The sequence below is a fragment of the Candidatus Zixiibacteriota bacterium genome (assembly GCA_017999435.1).
Lineage (GTDB): Bacteria > Zixibacteria > MSB-5A5 > GN15 > FEB-12 > JAGNLV01.
In genome coordinates, this window is sequence record JAGNLV010000001.1 from 106,506 (window position 1) to 119,735 (window position 13,230).

Here is a 13,230-nt window from a genome sequence, read left to right on the forward strand (position 1 = left end):
CGTCATCCGACTGACTGCACGTGGTACAGGGCCACGACTTCCTCGACCACCCTCTCCACCGAGATGGTATCCATGCACCGGCACCCCTTGGGGGGGCACTCGCACTTGACTCCGGTCGGCTGGATGACCCGGTGCTGTTCGCCGAGCGGTCCCCAGCGCCGCGGCGAGACCGCCTTGCGGCTCGGGTAGAGGCCCACGACGTGGGTGCCGACGGCGGTGGCCAAGTGGAGCGGGCCGGTGGAGTTGGCCACCACCACCCGCGCCTGCGACAGCACGGCCGCCAGCGTCCGCAGATCGGTCTGGCCGGAGATGTCCCGCACGGCCACCGGCAGCCCGGCGGTGAGATCCGACAGCCCCTGGCCCTCCTCCTCCGATCCGGAGAGCACGACGCTCAGCCCCTCCCGGGACAGCTGGCAGTAGAGCTCGATAAAGCGCTCGGGCGGCCAGCGTTCGGCCGACCCGCGCGACCCGGGGTGGATAACGACAAACGATTCCTCCGCCCCGACGTCGTCGAGAATGCGCCGCGCGTTGCGCAGTTCCCGTTCCCGCAGGTACACCTTCGGGCTGGCCACCGTCTCGCCATCGCGGAAGAACTGGAGGAAGTCGAGGTTGTACTCGTACTCGTGTTTCACGTTGGCCTTGCGGCTGTGGGTGACGTGGTGGGTGAAGTAGATCGAGTGGAACCGGCGGGCGGTCCCGATGCGGATCGGGATTTCGGCCCGCTGGAACAACTGCGAGATCTGCCGTTCAGGGTACAGCGCCACGACCGCCCGGTAGCCTTCCATCCGTATCCGGTGCAGGAGGTCCTTCTTGTACAGGTTGTCGGTCCAGAGCTGGTCGTTCTGCACCCGGACGATCCGGTCGATGTGCGGGTTATTCTCCAGAATCGGCGAGGCGTACAGCGACGCCAGGACGTCGACGCGGCACTCGGGGTAGCGCCGCTTGATGGTCTCGACAAAGGGCAGCGCGAGGATGAGGTCGCCCAGCCGGTCGGTCCGGCTGATCAGGATTTTGTCCCCCGGCTGCAGGTCAATCTCCAAAGCCATACTGCTCCCTCTGTTCCGGGGTCGCGGTCCGCTGCAGGTGGCGCAGCTTGGCATATTTCACAAAGACCGCAACCGCCGACATCACCGAAATGATCCATCCCTCCATTCCATCGCGGAATCCCTGCCGGACAATATAATGCGAAAAGAACGAGATCGGGGGCCGAATGACAAGATCATACCAGCGCGCGCGGCGGCCCCGGCGAAACGCCTCGCGCGCTCCGAGAGTCGTGTAAACGGCCGATTTGGCCAGGTAGTGCTCCAGAGTCGGGTAGCTGAAGTGCAGGAGTTCGCCGGACAGCCGCCCCACCGATCCGTCGACTTCCACCTGTTCGTGGACCACGGCCTCGTTGACATTCCCCTTTTCGCGGCGAAACAGGCGCAGAACCGGATCGGGGTACCATCCGCAGTGCGAGATCCAGCGGCCGAGGAAATTGGTGCGCCGGCCGACGTAGTAGCCGTCGTGCTCCCCGCCGCCGGCGGCCACCTGGCGGATCTGGTGGGCGAGCTCGGTTCCCACGACTTCATCGGCATCGAGCGACAGCACCCACTCCTGGGTGGCCAGCGCCACACCGCGCCGTTTGGCCGGGCCGAACCCCCGCCACTCCACGTCGCACACAACCGCCCCGCGCCGCCGCGCCAGCTCGGCCGTCCGGTCAGTCGATTGGGAATCGACGACGATGAGCTCGTCCGCCCAGGCCACCGACTCAAGGCAGCGCTCGATGTTGGCCTCCTCGTCCTTGGTGATGACCACAACCGTCAGACCCATCATTCCTCCACGCCCAGCCGCCCGGCCGCGACCTGCTCGAAGGCCGCCATAACCTGGTCGACCGTGATGGCGAAAATGTTGTCCTCGCTCGGCGCGACGACGGCTCCGATGTCCTGCCCGTACGGCCGCCACTGGCGGAAGTTGCGTTCGTGGCAGCTGTACAGCCCGACCACCGGCACCTGGAGCGCCCGCGCGATATGCACGAGGCTGGTGTCGGGCGTGACGAGCAGGTCAAGCCGGCTGATCACGGCGGCCACCTGCCGGAGGGTGAGGCCGTCCGGCACCAGGTGCACCCGCGCGTCGCGCACCGCCTGCACCAGTTCCTGCCCGCGGCGGCGGTCGCCGGGCACGACGATGACGATAATGCGGGCCCGGGGACGGGCGGCCAGGATGCGCGCCGCCAGCTCGGCCGATTTCTCCGGCTGCCACAGGCGCGACGGCATCCCGGCTGAAAGATTGAGCCCGACTGTCAAACTGCCGGCGCCGTCGGCCGCAGCCGCGCCGAGAAAGGCCGCGGCCAACTCCTGATCGCTGCGGCTCAGATGCGGCCCCGCGTACGGGTTAACGGCCGCAGGGTCGATGCCGAACGCCGCCAGCACCTGGAGCGTGCATTCAAGAATCTGTCCCCGGCCGGAGCGGTTGAAGTCGTAGTACCGGGCGTAGCGCTCCTTGCCCACGCCGATCCGAGGCTTGCCGCGCGCCACGTACTCCGAGAGGTACAGGGTTGTGACCGAATCGCCGTAGACGAGGTCGACCACGCAGTCGTACTGCGCCCGCCGGAGGCGCCGGAGTTCGCGGAGGTCGTGCGGCGCCCGCTTGGTGTACATGTAGATCTCGTCGAAACGCGGGTCGCCCAGGGTGATGGCCGAATTTCGCGGCGATGCCAGCACCCCGATGCGCAGGTGGGGATACCGGGTCCGAAGAGCGTCGAAGACGGGGAAGGAAATGACCATGTCGCCGAGTTTGTCCGGGCGCAGGAAGAGCACTTTCCGCAGCGCCGCGCCGTCGAGCGGTCCCTCCCCGACCGGCCGCGGCCGGAGCAGCGACGCGGTGGCCCGGTAGAAGAACCGCTTGAACGAGTACTCGAACTCCTTAAGCCGTCCCATGGCTCTGCCCGGCCTCCTCCAGTTGCGACAGGAAGAACCGCTCGACGTCATCGACAAGCCGGTCGGCGCTGAACCGCTGCTCGAATCGCTCCCGCCCGGCCCGTCCCAGGCGCGTGCGGGCGTCGGAATCGCAGGCCAGGGCGACCGCCGCCGCCGCCAGGGCCGCCGGATCGCGCGGCGGGAACAAGACTGCGCTCGACCCCTCCGCAACCACCTCGGGGATTCCCCCGACCCGCGTCGCGGCCACCGGCAGCCCGGCCCGCATCGCTTCGATCAGGACGAACCCGAAGGGCTCCTCCACCGCCGGGTGGAGCATGAAATCGCTCCCCGCCAGTTCCAGGTCGAAGTCGCGCAGCATACCCGCAAAAACGAAAAAGCTCTCCAGGCCTGCATCCGCGATGGCCGCTTTGAGACGAGTCTCGAGGGGGCCGTCCCCAAGCCAGAGAAACCGAATGTCCGGCGCCTGCCGGATGATCTCGCCGGCGGCCGCCACCAGGTAGGCGTGCCCCTTCTGATCGACAAATCTCCCGGAGGTCACCGCCACCAGCGCCGCCGGCGGCAGGCCGTACTTCTCGCGCAGCCGCCGCGCCGCCTGGGGCCGCTGTTCGTGCACCGGCCGGTCGGGGATTCCGTTCGGAATCACCGTGACCATCTCCGGACTGATGTAGCCGTGGGCGACGATCTGCTTCTTGAGCGCGGCCGAGGGGGTGATGACGGCGTCGACCAGGCGGGGCGTGAGGAGGCGGTGCCGGAGGCGGTCTCCGGCGATGTCCAGTCCGACCCGCCAGATCACGCGCGGGCGGCCCGCCCAGCGGGCGGCGATTCCGGCCAGCCGGATGTCTTTATTGAAATTGACGGTGACGATATCGACAGCGCGCTGGCGCATGAAGGTGCGCAGGCGCGCGATCACGAGCGGACCGAAATCCCCGGCGATTGCCAGGTGGAGCGTCTCTACGCCCCGGGTATCGAGCTCGACCCGCCGAAGGAACTCTGCGCCCGTCCGCCCGACCACCGTGACCCGGTGTCCCCGCGCGGCCAATCCGCCGGAGACCAGCCGAATCCATTCTTCCATACCGCCGTAGGTTTCCGGTTCGATGGAGTCAAGCTGGAGTATGTGCATCGACGTCCTGAAACTGCATAGTGTACAGCCGGTTGTACAGTCCGTTGTGCCGCAGCAGGTCGGAGTGGCTCCCGCATTCGACAATGCGGCCGCGGTCGAGCACGATGATGCGGTCGGCATTCTTGACCGTCGACAGCCGGTGGGCGATCACCAGCACCGTCCGGTCCCGCATGAGCCGGTCGATCGCCTCCTGAACGAGCAGCTCCGACTCGGTGTCGAGGGCCGACGTGGCTTCATCGAAGATCAGAATCGCCGGATCGCGCAGGAGCGCGCGGGCGATCGCCACCCGCTGTCGCTGGCCTCCCGACAGCATCACCCCCCGATTCCCCACCGGCGTGTCGTAGCCCCGCTCGAATTCAGCGATAAACTGGTGGGCGTTGGCGATCCGCGCCGCCTCCTCGATCCGCTCGCGCGGGACGTCCGTCAAGCCGTACGCGATGTTGTTGGCGATCGTGTCATTGAACAGGAGCGTCTCCTGGGTGACAATCCCCATCTGCCGCCGCAGCGAGGCCAGCGAGAGCGTGCGGATGTCATGCCCGTCGATCGCCACCCTCCCCCGCTGCGGATCGTAGAAGCGCGGGAGCAGGTCGAGCAGGGTGGACTTGCCCGCGCCCGAAGGTCCGACGATCGCGACCACCTCTCCCTTGCGCACCTCGAACGTCACGTCGCGGAGGACGTCGTCGGAGGTTTCGTAGCGGAACCAGACGCCCTCGTAGCGGATTACCTCGCGGAACTCCGGCAGCACAACCGGCGCCGCCGGTTCGCCCACCGTCTCGGGGGCGTCGAGCACCTCGAAAATGCGTTCCGCCGCCGCCATCCCCTCCTGCAGCTTGATGTGGATCTGGCTGAGCGATTTGACCGGTTTGATCATGGCGAGCATGGCGACGATGAAGGTGATGAAGTCCCCGGCGCTCAGCTCTCCCGTCCCGGCGATGATGCGCGTCCCCGCCACGAGCAGGATAAACAGCCCGGCCGTCGTCGCCAGCATGTCGTTGATCGGCGCCGCGAGGTGCCGGATCCGGGTCATGCGCAGAAGCGACCGGAAATACTGGTGGGTGGCCCGGAAGAACCGCCCGGTCTCGAACTCCTCGGTCGAAAACGCCTTCACGATCCGCAGGTTGGTGACCGCCTCCTCCAGCACCGAGTTGACGTCCGCCATCCGCTCCTGCGTGCGGGCCGAGTACTTCCGAAGCTTCTTCCCCACGAACCAGATGAACACGAACACGAGCGGCATCACGATCATCGACAGCAGCGTCAGCTTCCAGCTCAGGATCACGAGGAAAGCGAACAGCACAATCACCGTGATGGCGTCGGTGACCAAATTGTTGAATCCGATGTCGACGGAATCATTGAGGACGAGGACGTCGTTGGTGATCCGGGAGATGACCTGGCCGGTGCGCCGGCCGTGAAAATACCCGAGCGGCAGCCGTTGGTATTTCTCGAACAACTGGTCGCGAAAACGCCGCACCAGGGCTTGCTGGACGTAGGCCATGAAGTAGCCCCGCAGGTAGAGGAAGACGTTCTTGGCGATCACGACCAGAAAGGCCAGCCAGCAGAAGTTGAGAAGGGTCTGGCGGCGGTTGTCCGAGCGCACGATACCGTCGACCCAGGCCTGCATCGACTCCTTGACTTTGCCCAGCCGGGAGGAGAGCTTCTGGATCATCCCCGAGTTCCCGGTGGCTTCGCCGGGGGTCGCCGGCCGGACCTCGGCCGTAGCCGTCGGCGCCGCCACCGTCGCCATCGGATCGGACACCTCAAACAGCACCATGAGAAGCGGGCCGAGCATCCACACCAGCAGGCCGGCGAGCACTGCCGAGAGGGCCGCCGACACCGAGGCGGTGACCAGGTGCTTCCAGTAGGGTTTCAGGGCCGCGAGCGCCCGACGATACAGATTCACTGACTTGCTCCGTAAGAAAGTGACCGGTCGGCAATATCGCTCCGGCGGGGAGGGAAGTCAACCGCCCGGCGGTTTCAGGGTACGATCCGGACGGCGTTTTCAGGGATGGCGACCGCGAACCGGCCGGCGCTCATTTTCGCCCCGTGCTTTACCGTCCGCCGCTGCGCCGTCAGCCACAGGTCGGCGCCGTCCGCGAAACGGAACTCCTTGACCTGCCACCGGTCGTCGCGCCGGTCGTAGCGGATCTCCAGCCGCCAGGGACATCCCCGCCCGCGAATCACAAAGCGCGGTTCATCGGGATCCACGTAATCGGCCTCCACCTCGAGATCCTCCGCCGCCCCGAGCGAATCGGGCGTGGTCGAAAGCAGTCCGGCAAGCGGCACCCGGACCTCCGCCTGCGCGCAGGCGTCCGACTCCAGGAGCGTCGGCACCGCCTCGTAGACATACTCGTTGGAACCAGGGAAATAGACTCTCAGTGAATCCTCGCGCAGCCATCCTTTGAGCGCCCCTTTGCCGAGATAGCCCCGTCCACCCAGACCGATCAGCGTGTCGGTGTAGTAGATCTCCAACCGCACCGACGTCGGCTTCCCCTCCCGCACCAGGCGCGCATCGAAGAGGTAGGCGTCGGCGGTGACTTCCACCCGATCGAGGTCGGCGCGCGTTTCCGGCGCCCCTCCCCGGTACCCGCCGGCGCAGCCGGCCGACAGGACAAGCGCGAGCGCCGCCGACGGCATGATGACTATGCCCCGCCGCGTGCGCATCTCATGCTCCGAGAAGCAGCGGGATGAGGACCCGCATGATTGGGACAAGGATGACACTGACCGCTCCGGTCACCACCAGCAGCAGGAGCACGAACGGCGCGATCCGGTCGAAAGAGTCCAGCGCCGACCCCATTTCCTCGGGAAGAACATTGCGAAGCATATGCGAACCGTCCAGCGGAAACAGGGGAATCAGGTTGAAAACTGCCAGGGCGATGTTGACCTGCACGGCGAACATAAGAAACAACGGGACCGCTTCGGGCAGAGACCCCGCGTGCGGACCCAGGATCCGGAAGAGCGATCCGAAGGCCAGCGCGAGGGTAAGATTGGACAGCGGCCCGGCTGCCGAGATCCAGAAATCCGCCCGGCGCGGGTTGCGCAGATTCCACGGGTTGACCGGCACCGGCTTCGCCCAGCCGAAGGTGAACTGCGAGAAAACCATCACAATCGTGCCGAAGAGGTCCAGATGCGCCAGGGGGTTGAAGGTCAGCCGCCCGAGGTCCCGCGCCGTGGTGTCGCCGAACCAGTAGGCCAGGTAGGCATGCGAGAATTCGTGGAAGGTCAGCGAAAAGAGGATCGCCGGTCCCGCCAGGAGCGCCCGCTGGAGAAAGTCCGCATCCATCACATAATCTCGCGCGCCGCCGGGTTGAAGCGTCCCGACGACATGCACATTATACGGCGCGGTCGGCCCGACGGCCACCAAAAACCCGACGCGGAGCTGTCCCCCCGACGCGGCCTGTCAGCGGGCGCCCGGTTCAGGCGTAGATCCCCCGCAGGCGCACGACTTCGACCACCCGCGTAATCGCCAGCATGTAGGCGGCGATGCGCATGTCCACATGGTGTTCCTGCGCTACCCGCAGAACGTCGTTGAACGCCATCACCATCTTCTCCTCGAGCCGACGGTTCACTTCCTCCTCCGACCAGAAATAGCCGATCCGGTTCTGGACCCACTCGAAGTACGACACGGTCACGCCGCCCGCGTTGGCGAGAATGTCGGGGATGACCATGATCCCTTTCTTGTTCAGGATCGCGTCCGCCTCCGGCGTGGTCGGTCCGTTGGCGCCCTCGGCGATGATCCTCGCCCGCACAGTCTTCGCATTCGCGTGCGTGATCTGATTTTCCAGGGCGGCCGGCACCAGGATATCGACCTCGGCCGCCAGAACGTCGGCCGCCTCGATAGCCTCGGCGCGGGGAAATCCCACGATCGTCCGCTTCTGTTGGGCGTACTCGAGGAGCGCCTCGATATCCAGCCCGTGCGGATCGCGGAGCGCGCCGTTCACGTCGGAGACGTGGGTGACTTTCACCCCCAGCTCGTGCAGCAGTTTGGCCGAGATCGAACCGACGTTGCCGAACCCCTGCACGGCGGCGGTGCAGCGGCCAAGTTCGAAGCCGAGGTAGCGCGCCGCTTCCCTGACGCAGAGGGCGACGCCGCGCCCGGTCGCCTCGACGCGCCCGCGCGACCCGCCCAACTGCAGCGGCTTGCCGGTGACCACGCCCGGCACCGGGTGCGCCGCCCGCATCGAGTAGGTGTCCATGAACCACGCCATCACCTGCGGGCCGGTGCCGACGTCCGGCGCCGGCACATCCTGGTCCGGACCGAACAGGTCCACCATGTCCGCCGCGTACCGCCGGGTCAGCCGCTCCAGCTCGCTCAGCGAGAGCTTGGTCGGATCGCACACGATCCCTCCCTTGCCGCCGCCGAAAGGTATGTTGACGACCGCGCTCTTCCAGGTCATCCACGAGGCCAGCGCCTGCACCTCGTCGAGCGTGACATCCGGATGGTAGCGGATCCCGCCCTTGGCGGGACCGCGGGCGATCGAATGCTGCACGCGATAGGCCAAAAACATCCGCCAGGTGCCGTCATCCATCTGCACCGGCAGGTGCATGATGGTGCTGCGGCGGGGGAGTTTGATGAAATTGAGCAGTTCCGGTTCGAGGTTCAGCTTCGCGGCCGCCATGTCGAACTGCTTCATCACGTTGCCGAAGACCGAAATGGGGATGGTGCGGTCGCGGACGGACACCACGCTGCGAGGGTGTTCGCGCCGCTTGGGTTTGCCGGAGTTCTTTGTCGATGTCTCGCTCGCCTTGACAGGGGATGACTTGGCCACGGTTCCTCACCTCTCTTCACTGCGGTTATCCCGGCCGGGACAGGGACTTGGCATTTTGGTCGTAGAATCGCCACATCCGTTCGGCGCCGACGCGGATCCCGATGCGCGGGGACCGGCCGACCGCCTCAACCGGCGCGTGGCGGTCCTCAAGATACAGAACATCACGGGTCAAATCAATGCCGTTTTGCCGGCGGGTCAGTCCGAATCCCCGGCACAACTTCCCCGGTCCCGCCAGCCAGGCGTGGGGTCCGTTTCCCGAGGATCGCCGGGCGATGAGATCCAGGCCCTCTGCCGGATCGGCCGCCCGCACCAGCACGGCCGCCGGCTGTCCCTCCGGTTCGGTCACGACATTCAGGCAGTAGTACATGCCGTAGATGAAGTAGATGTAGCTGAAACCGGGCGGTCCGAACATGACCTCGTTGCGCGCGGTTTTTCCGCGGCTGGCGTGACACGCCGGGTCGTCCTGCCCGATGTAGGCCTCGACTTCGGTGATCCGGGCGGCCAGCCGGCCGCGCGGCGAGCGGTAGACGATGAACTTGCCCAGCAGATCGGGCGCGACCTCGAGTGTAGGCCGGGCGTAGAACGAGCGGGGGAGTTTTTTCGGGGAACGTGTCGCCGCCACCCGGGACCTCACTCGCCGTAGTAGGGCGCCTGCTCGGCCACCAGCGGCGCCGCGGCATCGAAATCAAGCCCCACCTGTTCGGGACGGTGGGAGTCCGACCCCAGGCGCTCGACGCGCACGCCGGCCCGCCGGGCCGCGTGGATGAGGCCGGGCGGCGGATAGTATTCCCCCAGCCCGTGGCGGATCGCCGAGGTATTGATCTCCATGGCCGTGCCCCCGGCGCGGAGCGCCTCCCACAGCTCCGGCAGGTAAGGCCGGTGGAGCTCGTTGATGATGCTCCCGTAGTACTGCTCGCCGAACCGCCGGTAGTAGGTGAGGTGCGCCAGAGCGCTGAACAGCCCGGTGCGCGCGGCCAGCACCGCCTGGCGAAAGTATTCCTCGATGAGCCGCTCGGGCGCCATGCGCCCAAGATTCCCCTCGGTGTCGTGCGAGCAGATGCAGACGTCGCCGACATCATGAATGCCGCACAGCACGTAGTCGAAGGGGTAGCGCTCGATCGCCCCCCGCACCGTGTCCTCGCAGCCTTCCCACCACCCGACCTCGATCCCGAGTTTGACCATCAACCCGCGGGGGTAGTATTCGTCGTGCGCCCGGTGCACCTCGTCGACATAGGGGGCCAGGTGTTCCGGGGCGGCCCGCCGTTCGACCCCTTTGATCCGCACGAAACAGTCGCCGGAATCGACCGCCGGGTTCGTGTCGTAGTGGGTGACGAAGCAGATCTCCGCCAGCCCCCGGGCGAGGGCCGCCCGGCAGTACTCGTCGATTGTCCCCACGGCGTCGGTCGAATAATCGCAGTGGACGTGGAAGTCGGTCAGGTGCGGCGTGGCCAGCCGCGCGATGTTCGGCTCAGACATAATCATCCATCAGGAAGGGGTTGTTCACACGCTCGCCGCCCACCGTGGTCGTGGGTCCGTGGCCGGGGTAACAGATCACCCCGTCCGGCAGCGTCAGTATCTTCGCCCGAATCGACCGGATCAGTTGCGTGTGGGAACCGCCGGGCAGGTCGGTCCGGCCGATCGACCCCCAGAAGAGGGTGTCGCCGGTGAAGAGCACGCCGGCCCGCTCGTCCAGGTAGCACACGCCGCCGGGCGAATGCCCGGGCGTCGCGAGCACCCGCAGGTCAAACGGCCCTGCCGACACCACCTCATTGTCCCGCAACAGCTTGTCCGGCACCGGGGTCGTCACCGGGCGCCCCACGAGGGCTGAGATATTCGCCGTCGGATTGGCCAGCAGCTTCTCCTCGCCGGCTCCGGCCCAGAGCGGAATTCCGTACTGCTTCATCAGCGGCGACACCGCCGCGATGTGGTCGCCGTGTCCGTGCGTCAGCAGCACCGCGGCCGGCTCAAACCCGGCCTTCGTAACCGCGTCCGCGATCCGCTCTTCTTCATCGCCGGGGTCGATAATGACCCCGCGTCCGGCCGCGTCGCCCCAATACAGATAGCAGTTGACCTGAAAGGCGCCGACGACGAGTGTTTGTACTTGCATATCAGGGTCCCAAGATAGCGGCGGAGAGCAGCTTGTCAACGCCCTTTTGTGCGCGGCGCGCGCCCGCGGAGCTTGTGAAAAAAATAACATCTCTCCCCGATTCGTGTTGACCCTTCCGAGAGGACCGCTTATATTTGACCCTTCCAGATACGGAGGTGACGGCGCGATGCTGGCAGAATTGAAGATCCGTGTCCCCGAACTGAAAGGTCGCCTCGAAAAGCTTGCGAGGTATCTTTGACCTGGGGGCACGCCGAGACAAAGTGAAAGAACTCGAAGACGCTTCCGGCGCCCCGGACTTCTGGGATGACAACCAGCGCGCCCAGGGGATCCTGAAAGAACTCGCGGTCCATCGCCGGTGGCTTGAGAGTTACGAGCGCCTCGCCGCCGATCTCACGGCCGTGGAGGAACTGCTGGAGCTGGCCGACGCCGTGGAGAGCCCGGGCGAGCTGGTCGAACTGGAAGCGACCCTGGACGGCGTTGAGAAGGAGCTCGCCCGCATTGAATCGGCCGCCCTGCTGTCCGGACCGGACGACCACCGCAACGCCATTCTCTCCATCCACCCGGGGGCCGGGGGCACCGAATCGCAGGATTGGGCGGACATGCTCTTTCGCATGTACAACCGCTGGGCCGAGCGCAACGGCTTCACCGTCGAACTCATGGATTACCAGCCGGGCGACGAGGCCGGACTGAAATCGGCGACGCTCGAAATCAAGGGGGACTACGCCTTCGGCTACCTCAAAGCCGAATCGGGCGTCCACCGCCTCGTGCGCATCTCCCCGTTCGATGCAGCCGCCCGCCGCCATACGTCCTTCGTCTCCGTGCACGTCTTCCCGGAAGTCGAGGGCAACATCGAAATCGAGATCCGGGAGGAGGAGGTGCGGATCGACACCTACCGTTCCTCGGGGGCCGGCGGGCAGCACGTCAACAAGACATCCTCGGCCATTCGGCTGACCCACCTCCCGACCGGGATCGTGGTGACTTGCCAGTCCGAGCGCAGCCAGCACAAGAATAAAGAGGCCGCCTTCACCGTCCTCAAGTCCCGCCTCTACCAGCTCAAACGGGAGGAGGAGGCCAAGAAGATGGCCAAGTTCGAGGAGTCCAAAAAGAAGATCGAGTGGGGGTCACAGATCCGCTCGTACGTCTTCCAGCCCTACCAGATGGTCAAGGACCACCGGACATCGGTGGAAACGGGCAACGTGCAGGCGGTGATGGACGGCGACCTGGAGGAGTTCATCCAGGCTTTTCTGACTGATCCGGAACTCAATGACAGTCTCGGGGCGCTCGCGCCGACCGGGAATACACAATAGTCGAACTGTGGGAGTGCATCATGGATGCCGTATCGCTCATAAAGGAACGTGCCCGGAAGAAACACGGGACAGTGGTGCTGCCGGAAGGCGCCGAGCCCCGGAGTATTGAGGCCGCCAAGAAGCTCACCGCCGAGAAGATCGCGCGGGTCATTCTCCTGGGCGACCCGGACAAAATCGCGGCCGAGGCAAAAGGCCGGGGGCTGCAGCTCGGCGCCGTCGAGGTGATCACGCCGCGCCGGCACCCCGAGTTCGAGGCATATGCCCACGAGCTGTACGAGATGCGCAAGGCCAAGGGGCTCACCCCCGACCAGGCGCGCGAGCAGATGGCCACCGAGCTGTACTTCGGCGCCATGCTCGTGCGCCACGACCGGGCCGACGCCTCGGTCGCCGGCGCCGTCAACACCACCGGCAACGTCCTGCGCGCCGCCATCCACGTCCTCGGGCTGAAACCCGGCATCACCACCGTCTCGAGCTGCTTTCTCATGACGATCCCGGAATACCGGGGAGAGAAGAACAAGGTGTTCGTGTTCGCCGACTGCGCGGTCGTGCCCAACCCGACGCCCGAGCAGCTCGCCTCGATTGCCGTGTCCTCGGCCGACACTCTGCGCTTCCTCCTCGGGGAGGAGCCGCGCGTCGCCCTGCTGTCCTTTTCGACCAAAGGTTCGGCCGCGCACGAGGATGTCGACAAGGTACTGGCCGCGCTGGCCCTGTTGAAGAAAGAGCACCCGGATCTGAAGGCGGACGGAGAATTTCAGCTGGATGCCGCGATCGTGCCGGAAGTCGGGGCGAAGAAGGCCCCCGGTTCGGCGATCGCCGGCAGCGCCAACGTCCTGGTCTTCCCCGATCTCGACGCGGGCAACATCGGCTACAAGCTGACCCAGCGCCTGGCCAAGGCCACCGCCACCGGCCCGATCATCCAGGGACTCGCCAAACCCGCCAACGATCTCTCGCGCGGCTGTTCGGCCGATGACATCGTCGACGTCAGCGCGATCGCGACACTTTTACGAGGGTAGGA

Annotated in this window: 13 protein-coding genes; 2 read left to right on the forward strand and 11 right to left on the reverse strand. The window is 66.1% G+C overall.

Going from position 1 to position 13,230, the window contains the following annotated elements:
- Nucleotides 1–2 precede the first annotated feature (2 nt).
- The 11 genes from KA261_00465 to KA261_00515 all read right to left on the reverse strand — a co-directional run bounded on the left by KA261_00465 (nucleotide 3) and on the right by KA261_00515 (nucleotide 10,908).
- Nucleotides 3–1,046, reverse strand: coding sequence for a glycosyltransferase family 9 protein (locus tag KA261_00465; GenBank protein MBP7696256.1), 1,044 nt, complete (start codon nucleotides 1,044–1,046; stop codon nucleotides 3–5).
- Nucleotides 1,030–1,812, reverse strand: a complete 783-nt coding sequence (locus KA261_00470; GenBank protein MBP7696257.1) for a glycosyltransferase family 2 protein — start codon at nucleotides 1,810–1,812, stop codon at nucleotides 1,030–1,032. The genes KA261_00465 and KA261_00470 overlap by 17 nt, the downstream gene beginning before the upstream one ends.
- Entirely contained in the window at nucleotides 1,812–2,918 is a 1,107-nt protein-coding gene (locus KA261_00475; GenBank protein MBP7696258.1) for a glycosyltransferase family 9 protein, read from the reverse strand. Before KA261_00475 ends, KA261_00470 begins: the two co-directional genes overlap by 1 nt.
- A complete protein-coding gene (locus tag KA261_00480) occupies nucleotides 2,905–4,038 on the reverse strand; it encodes a glycosyltransferase family 4 protein (protein MBP7696259.1) in 1,134 nt (377 codons plus the stop codon). The genes KA261_00475 and KA261_00480 overlap by 14 nt, the downstream gene beginning before the upstream one ends.
- On the reverse strand, nucleotides 4,019–5,935 hold the full coding sequence (locus tag KA261_00485; protein MBP7696260.1) for an ABC transporter ATP-binding protein: 1,917 nt from the start codon (nucleotides 5,933–5,935) through the stop codon (nucleotides 4,019–4,021). Before KA261_00485 ends, KA261_00480 begins: the two co-directional genes overlap by 20 nt.
- A 74-nt stretch (nucleotides 5,936–6,009) precedes the next feature.
- Nucleotides 6,010–6,696: a hypothetical protein gene (locus KA261_00490; protein ID MBP7696261.1), complete on the reverse strand. Its 687-nt coding sequence runs from the start codon at nucleotides 6,694–6,696 to the stop codon at nucleotides 6,010–6,012.
- A 1-nt stretch (nucleotide 6,697) separates the two neighbouring features.
- Nucleotides 6,698–7,315: a site-2 protease family protein gene (locus KA261_00495; protein ID MBP7696262.1), complete on the reverse strand. Its 618-nt coding sequence runs from the start codon at nucleotides 7,313–7,315 to the stop codon at nucleotides 6,698–6,700.
- Nucleotides 7,316–7,448: 133 nt separating this feature from the next.
- Nucleotides 7,449–8,666: a Glu/Leu/Phe/Val dehydrogenase gene (locus tag KA261_00500; GenBank protein ID MBP7696263.1), complete on the reverse strand. Its 1,218-nt coding sequence runs from the start codon at nucleotides 8,664–8,666 to the stop codon at nucleotides 7,449–7,451.
- Between the two features lie 160 nt (nucleotides 8,667–8,826).
- Nucleotides 8,827–9,423, reverse strand: coding sequence for a DNA-3-methyladenine glycosylase (locus tag KA261_00505; GenBank protein ID MBP7696264.1), 597 nt, complete (start codon nucleotides 9,421–9,423; stop codon nucleotides 8,827–8,829).
- A gap of 8 nt (nucleotides 9,424–9,431) precedes the next feature.
- The gene (locus tag KA261_00510) at nucleotides 9,432–10,277 is read right to left on the reverse strand and encodes a histidinol-phosphatase HisJ family protein (protein MBP7696265.1); all 846 of its coding nucleotides are present in this window, start codon (nucleotides 10,275–10,277) and stop codon (nucleotides 9,432–9,434) included.
- Entirely contained in the window at nucleotides 10,270–10,908 is a 639-nt protein-coding gene (locus KA261_00515) for an MBL fold metallo-hydrolase (GenBank protein MBP7696266.1), read from the reverse strand. The genes KA261_00510 and KA261_00515 overlap by 8 nt, the downstream gene beginning before the upstream one ends.
- Before the next feature lie 221 nt (nucleotides 10,909–11,129).
- Here KA261_00515 and prfB point away from each other — a divergent pair, with 221 nt between their 5' ends.
- Both prfB and pta read left to right on the forward strand, forming a co-directional pair.
- Complete coding sequence (gene prfB / locus KA261_00520; GenBank protein ID MBP7696267.1) at nucleotides 11,130–12,215, forward strand: peptide chain release factor 2; 1,086 nt, start codon at nucleotides 11,130–11,132, stop codon at nucleotides 12,213–12,215.
- A gap of 20 nt (nucleotides 12,216–12,235) precedes the next feature.
- Complete coding sequence (gene pta, locus KA261_00525; GenBank protein ID MBP7696268.1) at nucleotides 12,236–13,228, forward strand: phosphate acetyltransferase; 993 nt, start codon at nucleotides 12,236–12,238, stop codon at nucleotides 13,226–13,228.
- Nucleotides 13,229–13,230 lie beyond the last annotated feature (2 nt).